We start from the raw sequence: 18,116 nt of genomic DNA on the forward strand, positions 1-18,116 counted from the left end.
GAACAGGTGACTAAATGGCATATTCAAGCGGGGGGCGCATGATTGTCGGTCTGGATATTGGAACATCCAAGGTTGTTGCAATAGTCGGAGAGATCTCACCTGAGGGTGAATTGTCGATTGTGGGTATTGGTTCCCATAAATCCGTTGGCATGAAAAAAGGTGTAGTTGTTAATATTGAGTCCACGGTGCAATCTATTCAGCGTGCAATCGAAGAAGCTGAATTAATGGCGGGCTGTGAAATTCACTCGGTATATGTTGGCATTGCGGGGAGCCATATTCGCAGTTTAAATTCTCACGGAATAGTGGCCATAAAAGACCGAGAAGTTTTTTCTCAGGATTTGGATCGTGTTATTGACGCTGCGCAAGCAGTAGCCATTCCGGCAGATCAAAAGATTCTGCACATTTTGCCGCAGGAATATTTAATTGATGAGCAGGAAGGTGTTAAAGAGCCGTTGGGAATGTCGGGCGTTCGTTTGGAGGCAAAGGTACATTTAGTCACCTGCGCTGTAAATGCGGCGCAGAATATTGAAAAATGTATACGTCGCTGTGGTTTGGAAGTGGAAGACATTATTCTTGAACAGCTTGCTTCTAGTTATTCGGTGCTGACTGAAGACGAAAAAGAGCTAGGCGTGTGTTTGGTTGATATTGGTGGCGGAACAACCGATATAGCCATATTTACCGAGGGTGCAATTCGCCATACAGGTGTTATTCCAATTGCTGGCGACCAGGTAACCAATGATATTGCTATGGCGTTGCGTACACCTACGCAGTATGCAGAAGAAATTAAAATTAAATATGCCTGTGCGTTGGCAAAGCTTACCGGTGCGGAAGAAACGATTAAAGTGCCGAGTGTTGGTGACAGGCCTGCGCGGAACTTGTCGCGGCAGGCGTTAGCCGAGGTTGTAGAGCCTCGCTATGATGAGTTATTTACATTGGTGCAAGCCGAATTGCGCCGTAGTGGCTTTGAAGATCTAGTGGCCGCGGGAATTGTTTTAACCGGTGGTACCTCAAAAATGGAAGGTGTTGTTGAGCTGGCAGAAGAAATTTTTCATATGCCCGTGCGCCTTGGAGCCCCAATTTATGTCAAGGGGCTAAAGGACATTGTCGATAACCCAATTTATTCAACGGGTGTCGGCTTGCTGCTTTACGGTATGCAGCAAGGTGACGAAAGTGTTTATGGTTCTGAATCCAATGAAGGTTTTTTTAGCCGTATAAAGTCGTGGTTTCAGAAAAATTTGTGATTTATTGCTGACGTATGTTGGTAAGTTAGTTACGTTAGTTTTCAAGGGGAAAAAGAGGGGATCTCTTATGTTCGAATTAGTTGATAGCATTCCGCAAAATGCGGTTATTAAAGTTGTTGGTGTAGGCGGTGGCGGTGGTAACGCTGTTAAACACATGATCACGAATACGGTAGATGGAGTGGAGTTTATTTGCGCCAATACCGATTCGCAGGCGTTAAAAGACGTAGACGCTCGTACGGTGTTGCAGTTGGGACATGGTATTACAAAGGGATTAGGTGCTGGTGCAAACCCGGAAATCGGTCGTCAGGCTGCAATGGAAGACCGCGAACGTATTGCGGAAGTTCTTGAGGGTGCCGACATGGTGTTTATTACAGCGGGTATGGGTGGTGGTACCGGTACTGGCGGCGCACCGGTCGTTGCCGAGATTGCCAAAGAATTGGGTATTCTTACCGTCGCAATTGTAACTAAGCCTTTTCCGTTTGAAGGGCGAAAGCGAATGGCAATTGCTGATGAAGGTATAAAGCAATTACAGGACCGAGTAGATTCTTTAATTACTATTCCAAACGAAAAATTGCTAGCGGTATTGGGTAAGGCAACAACATTGCTGGATGCTTTTAAAGCGGCGAACGATGTACTGCTGGGTGCGGTACAGGGTATTGCCGATCTTATTATTCGCCCAGGCATGATAAATGTCGATTTTGCCGATGTTCGTACGGTTATGTCGGAAATGGGCATGGCGATGATGGGCAGCGGCAGTTCTACAGGTGAAAATCGTGCGCGGGAAGCGGCCGAAGCAGCTATACGCAGCCCGTTGCTGGAAGATGTTAATTTACAGGGTGCTAGAGGCATTCTGGTGAATATCACTGCCGGTATGGATCTTTCTTTGGGTGAGTTCTCGGAGGTGGGTGATACTATCGAAGAGTTTGCGTCTCACGATGCCACGGTTGTTGTGGGAACGGTCATCGACCCCGATATGTCCAATGAATTGCGTGTAACTGTTGTTGCTACTGGTTTGGGTAATCCAGCGCGTGCTGAAAAGCCTGTTGCTACGAAGGTTGTAGATAATACGCGCAGTGCCGATGGCCGCCCAAATTACGCCGAGTTGGATCGTCCAACCATTATTCGTCATAGCCAAACGGCCAAGGCTGCGCAGGCGGTTGAGTCGGAAGAGAAGGATCTGGAATATCTTGATATTCCCGCATTCTTGCGTCGTCAAGCGGACTAATTCGAATAAGCACATTTTGGTTAGCTGAAACAGTTGCTGTGGAGCGAGGCTTCGAGTACCCCGCTTCCCCCGATGATTTAGGGGGCACAGGACGTGGCTGCCCGCAGAACCTGGCGACAGGGAGCCGGAACTTTCTGAGTTTCGGCTCGTCTCAGCTAATTGTGTATATTTGCATCGAAAATTGATTTATCGCGAAGTTTTTGCCGCCAAAAGTGATAATCTTGGCAGCTACGCTTGGGAGAATTGAGTGGCTACCCGCCGTTTTTGGTGGGCGCTACAGGGAATCACTTTAACTACTTTTAAATTTGCTACTTGAATGAGTAGGGTAGGTAAAGTTGTAGGGGGGGAAGGCTTGGGCTTGTCGTGCGATTCGACCCAGCCGATGGAGCTGGTCTCAGGCGACCGAATGTGCTCTTGTATCCCCCTAAAGCGTGCTGTTCAATTATTAATCGACCCGGTTGGTTTGGGGTATGTCATCTGCTATGATGCGCGCCGCTTTCTGACCCACCCTAGAGATGTGATTGAATGATCAAACAACGAACCCTGAAAAATGAAATTCGAGCCACTGGCGTGGGTCTTCATACCGGTCAGAAGGTTTACCTGACCCTGCGCCCAGCTCCTATTGATGCGGGTATTGTCTTTCGTCGGGTGGATCTAAACCCGGTCGTAGAAATTCAAGCAAAAGCAGAGAATGTTGGCGATACCACCCTCTCTACCTCATTAATGAACGGTGATGTCCGGGTTTCAACCGTAGAGCATCTTCTTTCGGCTATGGCGGGCCTTGGCATCGATAATGCCATTGTCGAAGTCAGTGCCGACGAAGTGCCCATAATGGACGGTAGTGCCGGGCCTTTTGTATTCCTTATACAGTCTGCTGGTATTCAAGAGCAGGCTGCGCCGAAAAAGTTTATTCGTATTAAGAAGAAGGTTGTCGTCAAAGATGGCGACAAAGAAGCCTGCTTCCTGCCGTTCAACGGCTTCAAAGTGTCTTTTACTATCGATTTTGACCACCCCGTGTTTAAAGGGCGAAAGCTTGATGCCACGGTTGATTTCTCCAGCACCTCATTTGTGAAAGAAGTATCACGTGCACGTACCTTCGGTTTTATGCACGAGATTGAGTACCTGCGATCCAAAGGGTTGGCGAAGGGAGGTAGTGTTGATAACGCCATTGTTGTCGATAAGTACCGTATCTTGAACGATGATGGCCTGCGCTACGAAGACGAATTTGTAAAACACAAAATTTTAGACGCCATTGGCGATTTATACTTACTGGGAACCAGCCTGATTGGCGAGTTTAGGGCGTATAAATCTGGCCACGGTTTGAACAATAAATCGTTGTTGGAGCTGATAAAGCAAACGGATGCATGGGAGCTAGTAACGTTTGAGGATGAAGAACAGGCCCCCATTTCGTATGTTAAACCCCTAATGGCCGCTTCGTAGGTTGTTGTTGTGTAAGGCCCTTTTGTATAAAAACACCAAAACATAAGGGTTGAATCGAATATAGAGTTGAATTTTTGTGGTTAGGTGTGCCATAGTTTTGTCGATTTTGGCCTGCACATGAGCCATTTGGCGTTTAGAAGCCCGATTAGCTTGCGAGATGCTTCTATTTGCACAATTATTAACATAAAGAGTCTGACGAAATTTCGCGCGCTTTGTCGGACAAGGCTTTTCGAGCCCGCGCATTGGGCCTTGATAGACGATGAAAATAATCGTAGTGAGCAAACGACACGGCAGCACCCGCAGTTTTACGCTGGGTGGCTGGACACGTGCGTTGCTTTCAGCCTGTATTGTAGGTATTCCCGTTGGCGCAGCTACCTTCGCTGTCTCCTACCTCACTAACGAATCCTCAGACGTCATGACAGCCGATTCGGCCGTCGCTTGGAACGACTCCTTAGAAGAGCAAAAAGTTGACGTTGAACAAGCTCGCAACCTTGCCGAGAAAAAAGTAGCCGCCATTACCCTTCGGGTAGCCGAGCTACAAGCCCGGTTAGTTCGCTTAGATGCGTTGGGAGAGCGGCTGACCAAAATGGCTAAGCTCGACAATGGCGAGTTCGATTTCAGTAGTGCACCAGCGCTTGGCGGCCCAGAGCAAAATCTGGATGAATCCAGCTATGCGCCACCGGATTTTCAACTGGTGTTGGAGCAGTTGGGCCAACAAATTGAAGACCGACAGCAACAGCTCAATACCCTTGAAGCCTTGATGGCCAAGCGCAAGTTGCAAAATGACGTTTTCCTCGCCGGCCGGCCGATTAAAAAAGGTTGGATGTCTTCCCGTTATGGCCGTAGAAGTGACCCGTTTAATGGCCGTATAGCGTGGCACGCGGGTGTTGATTTTGCGGGTAAAGACGGTGCCGATATCGTCGCGGTTGCCGCAGGTGTGGTCACCTGGTCTGGAGAGCGTTACGGCTACGGTGAGTTGGTTGAAGTTAACCACGGTAATGGCTTCAAAACACGCTACGCCCACTGCAAATCAAACCTGGTCAAGGTTGGGGATGTAGTAAAAAAAGGGCAAATCGTTGCTCTAATGGGGTCTAGCGGCCGCTCAACAGGGCCTCACGTACATTTCGAAGTATACAAAAATGGTAGAACGGTCGATCCGTCTGCCTATATCCATCGTACGAACCGTTAAGTTCGCTTCCCTTTTACGAGTAATAACTGCATATTGCTCGCTCAAAATATTCCTCTATTAATCTCATTACATACTGCGGGGCGGAAAAGCCCTACTACTGGTTGGAAATCTTATGTTAGGCAAACTCGTAAGGGCTGTATTTGGCTCCAAAAATGATCGTGAGCTGAAAAGGATGGGCAAGGTTGTCCTCAAAATTAATGCACTTGAACCGCAAATGGAGGCGCTTTCAGACGAGGATCTAAAAGCCAAAACACAAGAGTTTCGCGAGCGCTACGAGAAAGGCGAAACGCTGGACCAGCTTCTGCCAGAAGCGTTTGCAGCCGCGCGTGAAGCCAGCCGCCGAGCCATGGGCATGCGCCATTTCGACGTGCAGTTAATTGGTGGCCTTACTCTGCATGAAGGTCGAATTTCCGAGATGAAAACCGGTGAGGGTAAAACCCTCGTCGCGACATTAGCAACCTATCTAAATGCCATTCCCGGGCAGGGCGTACACATTGTTACGGTGAACGACTACCTTGCTCGACGAGACGCAAATTGGATGCGCCCTGTGTACGAAGCTTTAGGGATGACCGTAGGTTCGATTGTTTCCATGCAGGACCAGCAGGAAAAATATGATGCCTATCGGGCAGACATTACCTATGGCACCAACAACGAGTACGGGTTTGATTACCTGCGTGACAATATGGCGCTGCGTAAAGAAGATCGTATGCAACGGCCGCTGTTCTTTGCCGTAGTGGATGAAGTGGATTCGATTCTCATCGATGAAGCGCGAACGCCTTTAATTATTTCCGGTGCTGCCGAAGACAGCTCCCTGCTTTACAAAAAAATTAATCAGATAATTCCTTCTCTGAAACGCCAGACGAGCAATGAAGAGGGCGAAGTACTAGAGCCGGGCCACTTCGGTATTGATGAAAAACTGCGTTCTGTTGAGATGACCGAAGATGGTCATCAGCTGGTGGAAGATATCCTTATTCGTGAAGGGCTGCTAAAAGAAGATGAAAGTCTTTATCAGGCGTCTAACTTGGGCTTGCTACACCACATTCAATCCGGTTTACGTGCTCACCACTTGTTTAGCCTCAATGTGGAATACATTGTTCAAGATAACCAAGTGGTTCTTATTGACGAGCATACCGGGCGGACTATGCAGGGTCGCCGACTCTCCGAGGGCTTGCATCAGGCAATTGAAGCAAAAGAAGGCGTTAATATTCAGGCAGAAAGCCAGACTATGGCTTCCACTACTTTCCAGAACTATTTCCGTTTGTACCCGAAGTTGTCGGGTATGACCGGTACTGCCGATACAGAAGCTTTTGAATTTCGTCAAATTTACGGGCTGGATGTTGTAGTTATACCCACTAACCGCCCGGTGCAGCGACAGGACCTCAACGATCTTATTTTCCTTAATATGGAAGATAAGTACGAGGCAATTATTGAAGATGTAAAAGCCTTCCGCGAAAAGAAAGCCCCTGTGCTGGTAGGTACGGCGTCGGTGGAAACCTCTGAAGAAATGTCAAAGCGCCTAAATCAGGCGGGTATTCACCACGAAGTGCTCAATGCAAAACAGCACGACCGCGAGGCCGATATTATTGCTGAAGCCGGCAGGCCAGGCGCCGTGACTATTGCCACCAATATGGCCGGTCGTGGTACCGATATTGTTTTGGGTGGTAAGTGGGAAGCCGAAATAGCCAAGCTTGAAAATCCGTCGGATGAGCAAATAGCGGCAATTAAAGCCGATTGGGCCATACGCCACGAAACAGTCATTGGCGCAGGTGGTTTACATATTATTGGTACTGAGCGCCATGAGTCTCGCCGCATTGATAACCAGTTGCGTGGTCGCGCTGGGCGTCAGGGCGATCCGGGGCTTTCGCGTTTCTACCTATCGCTTGAAGATAATCTAATGCGTATTTTCGCCTCTGACCGTATGCGTTCCATTATGCAAACGCTGGGTATGGAAAAAGGTGAAGCGATTGAGCATCGCATGGTGACCAATGCTATCGAAAAGGCCCAGCGCAAAGTGGAAGGCCGCAACTTCGATTACCGTAAACAACTACTGGAATACGATGATGTAGCCAACGATCAGCGTCGGGTTATTTACGCGCAGCGTAATGACTTGCTGGATGCTGATGATATTGCAGACGCAATTTCGGGTATTCGAGAAGATGTCGTTTTTGGGCAAATGGTTAACTACATTCCACCGCAATCTGTCGAAGAGCAGTGGGATATTACCGGTCTTGAAAAACGCATTAAAGATGACTACGGCCTGGAAATTCCGGTCCAAAAATGGCTGGACGAAGACAGTAATCTTCACGAAGATACATTGCGTGAAAAGCTTGTTGCCACGTTTGATGAATTCTATAAAGACAAAGAAGAAAAAATTGGGCCGGTTATTCGTACACTCGAAAAACAACTGATGCTCAATGTGTTGGATTCCTTGTGGAAGGATCACCTGCAGAATATGGACAACCTGCGTCAAGGTATCAATTTGCGTGCCTATGCACAGAAGAACCCCAAGCAGGAATACAAACGTGAATCTTTTGAACTGTTTGAGCAGTTACTTGAAACATTAAAGTTTGACGTAACGCGTGTTTTATTCCGTATTGAACCCATTAGTGAAGAGCAAATGGCTGAAATGGATCGTCGGCGCCAAGCCGAGGCTGAAGCTGAAGCCAGAAAAATGAAGATGCAACACGAGAGTTTTTCGGCAATGCAACCCGAAAGCGAAGAGACCATGGAGCAGGTTAAGCCCGAGCAACCCTATGTTCGCGGAGGCAAAAAAATTGGCCGCAACGACGTTTGCCCCTGCGGTTCCGGTAAAAAATATAAAGCCTGTCACGGTAAAATAGCGTAATTAGAGGGAGTTAAGTGCATGGCTGTGGGCGTTGAAAACTGGCCAAAAATATACCCGATTGCGGGCGTTAAATTAGGTGTGGCGGCGGCTGGCGTAAAGTACGCCAACCGCAACGACGTTGTGTTAGTAGAAGTTGCCGAAGGTAGTCAGGTGGCTGGGGTATTTACCCAAAACGCATTTTGCGCAGCTCCTGTGACCTTGGCAAAAGAAAGCTTAGCCATAGAAGATATGTCAAAGCGATCGGTTCGCTATTTTTTGGTGAATTCTGGCAACGCAAACGCCTGCACCGGGCAGGCGGGTATAGCTGCGGCAAAGCAAACGATGCAAACCGTTGCCGATTGCACCGGTGTAATCCCGCAAGCGGTTTTACCCTTTTCTACCGGCGTAATCGGAGAGCTTTTGCCCGCGGATAAAATTAGTGCAGCAATTCCCGAGGCGATCAATTCGCTATGTGAGCAAAATTGGCTCGAAGCGGCCAAAACCATAATGACAACGGACACTCGACCGAAAGGTGCGAGTATTCGGGTTGAAGTGGACGGTCAGGTTTTTCATGTAACCGGTATCGCCAAAGGCTCAGGCATGATTCGGCCCAATATGGCCACCATGTTGGGGTACGTAGCGACGGACCTGAAAATTTCCCGTGAAGTACTCCAAAACCTTTCCGCCTATGCGGCGAACAAATCTTTTAATCGTATTACGATTGATGGTGATACCTCTACCAACGATGCCTGTATGCTGGTTGCAACGGGCCTCTCGTCGGCACCCGCTCTAACCGATAGTGATGGGGCGTATTTTGAAAGAGTGCGCGATGCGATTGTTCAGGTATACCAAAGCTTGTCTCAGCAAATTGTTCGCGATGGTGAAGGCGCCACAAAGTTTGTTACCGTTAATGTTGCTGGTGGTGTAAACAATGACGAGTGTCTGCAAGTTGCCTACAGCGTTGCTCACTCACCATTGGTTAAAACGGCGCTTTTTGCATCAGACCCAAATTGGGGTCGTATTGTTGCCGCTATAGGTTATGCCGGTATACCTGATTTGGACGATACCAAAGTCAAGGTGTCGCTAGATGATGTTGCCATCGTTACCGATGGCGGAAGAGCATCTTCTTATACGGAGGAGGCGGGTCAGGAGGTTTTTAACAAGGAGGCGTTCTCCATCAATATTCATTTGGGCCGCGGTGCTGCGCAAGAAACCATCTGGACTTCAGACCTTTCTCACCAGTACGTAACGATTAATGCAGAATACCGTACGTGACCAATAAGGTTGTACATGTAGCGGTGGGTGTTGTGCTTGATCAACAGCAGAATATTCTGATCTCACAGCGTCAAGCTGGCCAGCATTTAGCCGGTTTTTGGGAATTCCCCGGTGGCAAAATAGAGGCTGGCGAGCTGTGTGAGCAGGCCCTGTTTAGGGAGCTGGACGAAGAGCTGGGGATACAGGTCAAAGTCTCTGAAGCACTGATTGTTATCGAACACCAATACGCCGAAAAACAGGTAAAGCTTGATGTTCGCCTTGTCACGCAATTTTCTGGTGTGCCGAGTGGGCGTGAAGGCCAGGCGTTTAAATGGGTGCCCGCGTCTCAATTAGGCGCTATCGAATTTCCTGCGGCCAACAAAAAAATCATTGCCGCTTTACAACAGCGGTTATGCCTCCGGGGGTAAGTCCTCCGACCAGCTGTCGCTTTCCTCCTCATTCCCTCCAATTTTGTTTTTCTCGGTAGCCCAACCACCAAAATCAATGGTTTTACAGCGGTCGCTACAAAAAGGACGCTGAGGGTATTCATTTGTCATCAGAACTTTTTTGCCACAGGACGGGCATTTAACAGCAATGGTTTTTACAGTCATAACTTTAAGTATTGTTGGTGCAGTGTTTCCACTTGTGTTTTGGTATGGGTAATGTCGCGGCTATTATCAATAATATCATCGGCTTTGGCTAGTCGTTGCTCGCGGCTCCACTGGCTATTCATGATGGCCCGAATGCTTTCACTGGTAGCACCGTCACGTGCTCCTGCCCTTGCCAACTGTAAGGCTTCTGGTACGTCCACAATCAATACTCTATCCACACGTGTGTTTTGCCCTACCTCAAGTAGCAGGGGAGCGGTATAAATACGATATGGGCTTGTTGTCAGAGAGAGTGCGTGTTGGGTGGCTTCTTGGATTAACGGGTGGGTAAGTTGTTCCAACCACGCCCTCTCGGAAGGCTGAGTAAAAATAATGTCCCGAAGTTTACGACGGTTTAAATGACCGTTGTGGTCAAGAATGTGGGGGCCAAAGTGAAGGGCAATTTTTTCTAGGCAAGCGGTACCGGGGGCTACAATATTTCTTGCCACGATATCGGCGTCGACAATAGCGATGCCTAGCTGAGCAAAAAAGTCGGTGACGGTGGATTTACCGCTACCAATGCCTCCTGTTATACCAATAGTGAGCATGGGCGATTAGGTTTAACCAACCTTGGAAAACTGTAAATAAGTGGCGGTAATGGTATCGCCCCAAAAAAAGGCGATCCAACCTGCGATAGCAAGGTAGGGGCCGAAGGGAATGGGCACGTTTTTATCTCGGCCCATAATGATAATACCGGCAATACCTATAACTGCACCCACGAGCGACGAGAGAATAATAATCAATGGCAACATTTGCCAGCCCATCCAGGCGCCTAGTGCGGCGAGTAGTTTAAAATCGCCATAGCCCATGCCTTCCTTGCCGGTTAACAGTTTAAACAGCCAGTATACGCTCCAGAGCACGCCATAGCCGAATATAGCGCCAAACACGGCGTGTTCGAGGCTGGCAAACAAACCGAATGAATTGGCAATTAAACCCATCCACATGAGGGGGAGGGTAATATCATCGGGGAGAAGTTTGTGGTCAACGTCGATCATGGTGAGTGCAATGAGGCACCATGTAAACAACACAGCCAAGCCACCTGTAAGGTTTAACCCAAGCGCATAAACACAAAATACTGAAAGAATAGCGGTTACAGCTTCAACAATAGGGTAGCGAATCGAAATCCCTGCCTTACAGCTACTACATTTACCCCGTAACAGCACATAACTAAGAATGGGAATGTTCTGCCAAGGTTTAATAGCGGCCTTGCATTTGGGGCAGTGAGAGGCGGGGAAGGCGATGTTAAATTTAGCATCGACTTCATTTTTGCCGTCTGGGTTGTCTTTTAAAAATTCTTTACATTCCGCTTTCCATTTGGCGAACATGGAGAGCGGAAGGCGGTATATGACAACATTGAGAAAGCTGCCTACCGTTAGGCTAACAACAGCCGTGCAAAACAGAACCAGAATAATCGCTGTTTGTGGGTTTAAATCTTCAAAGCCCGCCATTTTATACAACCTGACCAATCTGGAAGATGGGCAGGTACATGGCAATCATTAAGCCACCCACAAGAATACCCAGCACAGACATAATGAGGGGTTCTAGGAGGGATGTTAGGTTGTCTACAAGGTTGTCTACGGCTTCTTCGTAGAAGTTGGCAACCTTATCCAGCATTTCATCAAGCGCACCCGATTCTTCACCAATGGTGGCCATTTGAATTAGCATGGGAGGGAAAATGCCAGTGTTGTTGATAGCAACATTCAGTTGGGTACCAGTGGATACTTCGTCTTTAATACGAAGCACGGCGGCTTCGTATAATGTATTGCCTGTGGCACCCGCTACAGATTGCAAGGCGTCAATAAGGGGTACACCGGCGGCGAAAGTAGTGGAAAGTGTACGAGCAAAGCGAGCAATAATAGATTGATAGACAATGTCCCCTACAATAGGCGCCTTAAGCGCAGCCCTATCCACAAATTTTCGGAATGCCAGACTTTTTTCTTTTAATTTGCCAAAGCTCATTCCGAATCCAACCATCCCGAACAGAATGATATACCAGTAAGCCTGCGCTAGTTCCGAAAGGTTGAGCACAAATAATGTAAATGCCGGTAAATCAGCGCCAAAGCTGCTAAATGTCTCAGCGAATTGGGGTACAACCTTAACCAATAAAATACCCGTTACAACAATGGCGACCACTACTACGGCAATGGGGTAAGTTAGCGCCTTTTTAATTTTTGCTTTTAATTGCTCGGTTTTTTCTTTATAAGTGGCGATACGATCAAGCATTGTTTCAAGGGCGCCAGATTGTTCGCCGGACTCAACTAGGTTACAAAACAGTTCATCAAAATATTTTGGTCGCTTTCGAAGAGAGGCGGCAAAACCGCCGCCAGCCGCTACGTCTTCTTTAATGCCATTTATTAGGTCCGCCATTGTTTTATTTTCACTGCCGCCCGCAACAATATCAAAGCTTTGTACTAGCGGTACGCCCGCTTTCATCATTGTTGCCATTTGACGTGTAAAAAGGGCGATATCCATGGGTTTAATTTTTTTACCACCGCCACCAAACAAAGGCTTAGGCTTGCGGCGAACAGTCTTAGCTCTAACCCCTTGTTTAAGAAGTTGTGCTTTCGCTAATGCGGAGCTAGCACTGCTAACCTCGCCAGAAACTTTGTTGCCTTTTTTATCAACGCCTTTGTAAGTAAAAACTTCGGCGGTGGCTGTTGCTTGTGCTGTTGCCATACGGATTAATCCTTGGTAACTCGGTTGGCTTCTTCAAGGCTGGTTAATCCCGTGGCAGCCTTTCGAAGCGCAGATGTTCGTAAATCGCTAAAGCCTTCGTTGCGAGCAGCGTCGGCAATTTGGATGGAATTACCACCTTCCATGATAATACGTGAAATTTCTGGGGTGATGCTTACCACCTCGTACACACCAACACGCCCTTTATACCCTTCATTACATTTGTCGCAACCTACGGGGTGAAAGATTGTGAGCTCATCTCGTGGAATGCCTATGGTGTCGAAGCCCTCTTCCGATAAAATTTCATCGGGAATATCATCGGCGGGTTTTTTACAGGCAGGGCATAATCGGCGCGCCAAGCGCTGGGCAATGATCAGGCTAACGGTGGTGGCCACGTTAAAGGTGGGTACGCCCATATTCAGCAAGCGGGTCAATGTTTCAGGTGCGCTGTTAGTGTGCAGAGTTGAAAGTACTAGGTGACCGGTTTGTGCGGCTTTAATTGCAATTTCCGCCGTTTCGAGGTCTCGAATTTCACCCACCATCACTATGTCAGGGTCTTGGCGCAGAAAAGACCGCAAAGCCATCGCGAAGGTAAGCCCTACGCGGGTATTCATATTAACCTGGTTGATGCCTTCCAGGTTGATCTCTACAGGGTCTTCCGCGGTTGAGATGTTTCGCTCGGTCGTGTTGAGAATATTTAAGCCGGTATAAAGCGATACCGTTTTACCTGAGCCGGTTGGGCCCGTGACCAGAATCATACCCTGTGGTTGCGCCAGGGTGTCTAAGTACATTTTTTTCTGCTCTTCTTCGTAGCCGAGGGCGTCGATACCCAATTTTGCGCTTGAGGGGTCCAGAATACGCAGTACAATTTTTTCGCCAAACAGCGTCGGCAGAGAATTTACACGGAAATCGATCGCACGATTTTTGGATATCTTCATTTTGATGCGGCCATCCTGAGGAACACGCCGTTCGGAGATATCCATTTGCGACATAACTTTTAGTCGCGCCGCCAGCCTCGTTGCTAAGTTCACTGGGGGTCGTGCAACTTCTTTAAGAATGCCGTCTGTACGTAAGCGCACTCTAAAGGCCTTCTCGTACGGTTCAAAGTGTATGTCCGAAGCTCCAATTTTAATGGCATCCAATAGTACTTTGTTTACGAAGCGTACAATGGGTGCTTCATCAACTTCGGACGTATCCTCACCGCCTGCTGGCCCGTCTTCATCGACGGCCTCTATATCGAGGTCGTCGAGAGAATCTTCGTCCAAGCCACCCAGCGCATCGCCCAAGCTTTCTTCTTCCGCGTTGAGGAAAACTTCAATAGCCGTGTGTAACTTGTCTGCCTCAGTAATAAGTGCTTCAGTCGTTAGGCCTGTGTTGAACTTGATTTCGTCAAGCGCATGCAGGTTGGTTGGGTCTGAAAGCGCAACAAATAGTCGGTTTCCGCGTTTATGCAGGGGAAGAGCGTGGTGTTTTTTAATCAGCTTGGGGTCTACTACCCCCCTAGGAATGGCGTCCGTACTAATACTCCCAAGGTCGAATAAAGGAGTGCCAAATTCATCTGCCGCAGCAAGGGCGATTTGCTTGCCGCTAATGGAGCTGTTATTGACTAAAAAAAGAGGTAACGGCGTTTTTTCCCGTTTGGCGCCCTCAATTGCATTAATGGCGCCTTCTTCAGTAATCAGCTCATCACGAACCAATCGCCGTACGAGACCACTCAGGCTGACTGATGTGTTCATATCTTCTCTGGTTACCCTGTATCTTCGAGAGGTTTTTTGCTGCGTGTTCCACTCAATTGTAGGTTAGCACGGCAAAGCCTGGAGATTTCCAGCCAAACTTTACCACTTTTTTGAGGTTCGGCCAGTAACCTGTTGTAAGTTTTAGGATTTTAAGTGAAACAGAGCATAAATTCAGTTTTGCATAGTGGCAAATATTGCGGTAATTAAAAATAGGTAAACCCCCAGTTCAGCTGGAGCGACTCGTCTAGATTCTAACTAATGCCGGGGTATAAGTAGCCTCAGGTCTCGATCAAAAGACAATTAGAGAAACCTGTGCAAGGCCCTAAAGTTTGCCCCATACGCGTTGGGACTATAAGTATCACACTGTATTTATTCCGAAGAAAAGACAAAAGTTGATATTTGGAGCTATTGTTGAAAATATTTGGGTGGTGTTTTTCATGAATTAGCGCCTCAGAAAGGGAAAATTATAGGGGAGGGCCATTTGATGCCTGATCATGTTCAAATGCGCTTGAGTATTCCGCCAAAACTGGAGGTATTCAATGTGGCTGGATTTATAAAGGGTAAAAGTGCAATATCAAGCGTTCTACATTTTAAGGGTAAGAAAAGAAATTGTAAGGGTTAGGTTAGAGATTGTTATGCTTCCACTGTTAGTTTGAATGAAGGCATCATAAGGGAGCGTATTCGGAACTAGGGAGAAAATGATACTCATCGAAGTCAGTTGAATCTTGATGTGCTAGTTGCGCACGCCTTGGACGGCTACTTGGGCATTTTAGGGCATCAGTCAATAAGCCTCCGGCCTTACAGGAGGTAAGTTCACTTTGAGTTCGTCTTGCTGGCTGCAATTATTGTCTTTGTAGTGACAATAATTGTCATTTATGGCAGCCTCAAGTGCTTGCTAACGAAGCCTCTTTTAAACTGAACCTTTGAAAACAGCTTGATATTCAAGGGGTTGGCTGAGTTGGCATTGTTGTTGAATGTATGAGTTCAACTCTCAATCATTCCTGTTGGAGGAATTTACATGAAACAAGTACAGCAAGGTTTTACGCTTATCGAACTGATGATTGTTATTGCAATTATCGGAATCCTCGCAGCTGTGGCTCTACCGGCATACCAAGACTACACCGTACGCTCAAAAATCTCTGAAGTACTGATTGCCGCGACTTCACCAAAGGCTTTAATCAGTGAAGCTTTCCAGAGCGATGGTTTGACTGGCGCGCAAAATGCGGCTGCTGAGTATAACACCCGTAACGTAAACCAGAAATCTTCAAAGTTCGTTGCTGATATTACCATTGATGAAGCTACAGCTGGCATTACCGTGACCACTGGCGCGGCGGCTACATCAGGCCTGCCAACTGATGCAGCGGGGATGACTTTAGTTTTTAGCCCGAATGTTCAGTCGGCTGCACTTGCTCTTGGTGCAACGGGTGCAATTGACTGGGCTTGTGGTTCAACGACTCAAAATACTGCCGCTACTCGTGGACTTGGAAGTGCGGTTGCTGGAACACTTCCAGCTAAATACGCACCTTCTGAATGTCGTTAATAATACTGGGCGCTTGATTTGCTAAACCGCCCGATTTTATAGTAAAGCCCCGCATAGCCGGGGCTTTTTTATGTCTGCTACTTTGTGAAATTTGTTTCTGAGGAAACCTACTTTATATAGGGAGAGGTTTTGTGATCGTTAAGGTTAAATGTAAAGCCGCATTATGGCACTTCATTTTTACTGCATTTGTTGCAATTATTTCGGCAGGCATAATTTTTGTTGCGTGGTTTCCTGCGCCATTCACAGGTATTGCCGGAGGCTTGGAGCTTTGGAAAATATTGATTGTGGTGGAGCTATCATTGGGGCCGCTGATGTCTCTGGTCATTTATAACCCGTCTAAAGGCGTGCGCGAACTTATATTGGATTACAGTTTGGTTGCTGTTGTGCAGCTTGCTGCATTAATTTATGGGCTTGCGACGGTATACCAAGCTCGTCCGGTATTTTTTGTGTTTGTAAAAGATCGTTTTGAATTGGTGCTTGCTTCTGAATTCGATAAAGGTGATAGGCAGCAGGCTAATGCCTGGGAGCGACATTGGTATGGGGTGTCGTTAGTCTCAACCCGTCCGCCGCAAAACAGTGAAGAGCGAGCTGAGTTACTGTTTGGTGTAGTTGAAAGTGGCAGGGGAGTTCATCTCAGGCCAAAATACTACAGTGTCATCGATGTGGATTTGGTGCGTGAGCATGGACAGTCGCTAACAGCGTTACGCAACCTATTAATTCAAGCTGACGAGAGTTCTTTACTAACGGGTATACGCAATTTTGATGATGAGCATTATTGGTTACCCGCTGTTAACGGAAAGTCATATTTGATTGTTATTATGGATGGCTCAAACAAACCGGTAACCTTTCTCCCTATTGACCCGTGGGAGCTTATGAAATCCGCATAGACAAATCTACCGCCACCAGGTTCTTCGTTAAATCTCCAAACGAACAATAATCCACCTTAAGCTCAGTGCGCTTACCTAGATTGTCAATGGTTAAATTTCCGCTAAGCTCAAACTTGGATGCGCCTCGGTCTAGTAGCATGGCTTGTTCAATCATTGCTTCACTAAAGTTATCTAGCATTGCGATATCTGCGTTTGCGGCTATGGCTTCTTTGAGTTCGGATATGCTTTCTGTTTCTATTTCTACCTTTTTCGCTGGGGCGATTTCGCGGGCTCTTTTAATCGCGGCGCTAATACCGCCGCAGGCGGCAATGTGGTTTTCTTTAATTAAAAACGCATCAAACAAGCCTATGCGATGATTATGGCACCCTCCACAATTTACGGCATATTTTTGTGCGGTTCTTAAGCCTGGTATGGTTTTGCGGGTATCGAGTATTTTGATGTCAGTGCCCTCCACTAGTTTAGCGTAGTGGCTGGCTTTTGTGGCGATGCCGGAAAGTAGCTGAAGGAAGTTCATGGCGGTGCGTTCGCCGGTGAGCAGGGTGCGGGTATTACCCTGTAGGGTTACAAGTTTGGTGTTGGCTTTTATGCTGTCGCCGTCTTTTACGTGCCAGTCAATGGCTGTTAGCCCACCGAGTTGGTGAAAGGTTTCGGTTAGCCAGGCGGCGCCGCAGAAGGTGCAGTCTTCGCGGGTGATGATTTCGGCGGTATCGGTTTTGCTCGCGGGTATAAGCTCGGCGGTTATGTCGCCGTCGCCTACATCTTCTGTTAGGGCGTCTCTAACGTTGCGTTCAATATCGTCGCGAATCATGTCGAGCGTTATGTTCATGTAACCGGGTCTCTATATTTTTAGGTCAGGTCAGTTCAAGTGTTGGCGCAGGGTGAGGTACTTGCCCTGTTGGCTGAAGTCCAGCGTTTTCAAGGCGCTCATGCCGAGGAGTATTTCGTCGCCGTCCATACCGGGGTTTAGGGATGCTCGCACCTCGTTGAGTTTGATTGGGCCCAGTTCTAGGCTATCGATAGAGGTAGACCACACCTGAACAGTGCCATTGGCGGTGGATACGGGGAATCTAGCCCCCTGTTTTAGCTGAAGCTTACGCCCAAGGTTGGCGGGTATGGCCACGTGGGTGGCACCGGTGTCTAGCATGAAGGTGACCGGGTGGCCGTTGATTTTGCCTGTGGCCACGTAATGGCCGTAGCGATTGCGCTCCAATACAACTTCCCGAGCGCTTCCATTAATGCCGCCTTCGAGCTGCTGATTAGGGTTGTAGAGATTTTCTTCTCTACTGGCAAAGAAGAGCGTGAGCCCAGCCAGAACGAGTACCCAGCTGAGGGTCAGCATTCCCTTTCCAAGGCCTTTACCTGGCGGAGGATTGTCGGTCATGGGGCTCGCTGTACAAAGTGAAATAATGCGCTACTAGGGTTGAGGGATTTGATTATAACAGGCCTACCTTATTAGGACA

16 protein-coding genes and 1 pseudogene are annotated in these 18,116 nt (G+C 47.8%); 10 read left to right on the forward strand and 7 right to left on the reverse strand.

From position 1 onward, the window contains the following. Window positions 1–14 precede the first annotated feature (14 nt). From ftsA to mutT, 7 genes are all read left to right on the forward strand, one after another. The gene (gene ftsA, locus H5336_RS17965) at window positions 15–1,241 is read left to right on the forward strand and encodes a cell division protein FtsA (protein WP_185235850.1); all 1,227 of its coding nucleotides are present in this window, start codon (window positions 15–17) and stop codon (window positions 1,239–1,241) included. Window positions 1,242–1,308: 67 nt separating this feature from the next. Further along, window positions 1,309–2,466, forward strand: a complete 1,158-nt coding sequence (ftsZ, locus tag H5336_RS17970) for a cell division protein FtsZ (RefSeq protein ID WP_185235851.1) — start codon at window positions 1,309–1,311, stop codon at window positions 2,464–2,466. A gap of 525 nt (window positions 2,467–2,991) precedes the next feature. Beyond that, a complete protein-coding gene (gene lpxC, locus H5336_RS17975) occupies window positions 2,992–3,906 on the forward strand; it encodes a UDP-3-O-acyl-N-acetylglucosamine deacetylase (RefSeq protein WP_185235852.1) in 915 nt (304 codons plus the stop codon). 259 nt (window positions 3,907–4,165) lie between these two features. Further along, on the forward strand, window positions 4,166–5,095 hold the full coding sequence (locus H5336_RS17980; RefSeq protein WP_185235853.1) for a M23 family metallopeptidase: 930 nt from the start codon (window positions 4,166–4,168) through the stop codon (window positions 5,093–5,095). Between the two features lie 112 nt (window positions 5,096–5,207). Further along, a complete protein-coding gene (secA, locus tag H5336_RS17985) occupies window positions 5,208–7,940 on the forward strand; it encodes a preprotein translocase subunit SecA (RefSeq protein ID WP_185235854.1) in 2,733 nt (910 codons plus the stop codon). A gap of 18 nt (window positions 7,941–7,958) precedes the next feature. After that, the gene (argJ, locus tag H5336_RS17990) at window positions 7,959–9,194 is read left to right on the forward strand and encodes a bifunctional glutamate N-acetyltransferase/amino-acid acetyltransferase ArgJ (RefSeq protein ID WP_185235855.1); all 1,236 of its coding nucleotides are present in this window, start codon (window positions 7,959–7,961) and stop codon (window positions 9,192–9,194) included. Further along, complete coding sequence (gene mutT / locus H5336_RS17995; protein ID WP_313557832.1) at window positions 9,191–9,601, forward strand: 8-oxo-dGTP diphosphatase MutT; 411 nt, start codon at window positions 9,191–9,193, stop codon at window positions 9,599–9,601. Before argJ ends, mutT begins: the two co-directional genes overlap by 4 nt. Here the strand turns inward: mutT and yacG are convergent. From yacG to pilB, 5 genes are read right to left on the reverse strand one after another with little or no spacing between them, the layout of a single operon-like run. Next, window positions 9,584–9,784, reverse strand: coding sequence for a DNA gyrase inhibitor YacG (gene yacG, locus H5336_RS18000; protein ID WP_185235856.1), 201 nt, complete (start codon window positions 9,782–9,784; stop codon window positions 9,584–9,586). The two genes, mutT and yacG, sit on opposite strands and share 18 nt — an antisense overlap. After that, window positions 9,781–10,368 (reverse strand): dephospho-CoA kinase, encoded by a 588-nt coding sequence (coaE, locus tag H5336_RS18005; RefSeq protein ID WP_185235857.1) that lies wholly within the window; start codon window positions 10,366–10,368, stop codon window positions 9,781–9,783. Before coaE ends, yacG begins: the two co-directional genes overlap by 4 nt. A gap of 12 nt (window positions 10,369–10,380) precedes the next feature. After that, complete coding sequence (locus H5336_RS18010) at window positions 10,381–11,268, reverse strand: prepilin peptidase (RefSeq protein ID WP_185235858.1); 888 nt, start codon at window positions 11,266–11,268, stop codon at window positions 10,381–10,383. Window position 11,269: 1 nt separating this feature from the next. Next, entirely contained in the window at window positions 11,270–12,496 is a 1,227-nt protein-coding gene (locus tag H5336_RS18015) for a type II secretion system F family protein (protein ID WP_185235859.1), read from the reverse strand. A gap of 5 nt (window positions 12,497–12,501) precedes the next feature. Then, window positions 12,502–14,229, reverse strand: coding sequence for a type IV-A pilus assembly ATPase PilB (gene pilB / locus H5336_RS18020; RefSeq protein WP_185235860.1), 1,728 nt, complete (start codon window positions 14,227–14,229; stop codon window positions 12,502–12,504). 329 nt (window positions 14,230–14,558) lie between these two features. Here pilB and tnpA point away from each other — a divergent pair. From tnpA to H5336_RS18035, 3 genes and pseudogenes are all read left to right on the forward strand, one after another. Next, window positions 14,559–14,920: pseudogene (tnpA, locus tag H5336_RS18025) on the forward strand (IS200/IS605 family transposase). Between the two features lie 327 nt (window positions 14,921–15,247). After that, the gene (locus H5336_RS18030) at window positions 15,248–15,769 is read left to right on the forward strand and encodes a pilin (RefSeq protein ID WP_185235861.1); all 522 of its coding nucleotides are present in this window, start codon (window positions 15,248–15,250) and stop codon (window positions 15,767–15,769) included. Window positions 15,770–15,900: 131 nt separating this feature from the next. Continuing rightward, a complete protein-coding gene (locus H5336_RS18035) occupies window positions 15,901–16,656 on the forward strand; it encodes a hypothetical protein (RefSeq protein ID WP_185235862.1) in 756 nt (251 codons plus the stop codon). Here the strand turns inward: H5336_RS18035 and nadC are convergent. Next, the gene (gene nadC, locus H5336_RS18040) at window positions 16,640–17,482 is read right to left on the reverse strand and encodes a carboxylating nicotinate-nucleotide diphosphorylase (protein ID WP_185235863.1); all 843 of its coding nucleotides are present in this window, start codon (window positions 17,480–17,482) and stop codon (window positions 16,640–16,642) included. The two genes, H5336_RS18035 and nadC, sit on opposite strands and share 17 nt — an antisense overlap. 30 nt (window positions 17,483–17,512) lie before the next feature. Continuing rightward, complete coding sequence (locus tag H5336_RS18045) at window positions 17,513–18,037, reverse strand: retropepsin-like aspartic protease family protein (RefSeq protein ID WP_185235864.1); 525 nt, start codon at window positions 18,035–18,037, stop codon at window positions 17,513–17,515. Window positions 18,038–18,116 lie beyond the last annotated feature (79 nt).

The organism is Teredinibacter franksiae (assembly GCF_014218805.1).
Classification (GTDB): Bacteria; Pseudomonadota; Gammaproteobacteria; order Pseudomonadales; family Cellvibrionaceae; genus Teredinibacter; species Teredinibacter franksiae.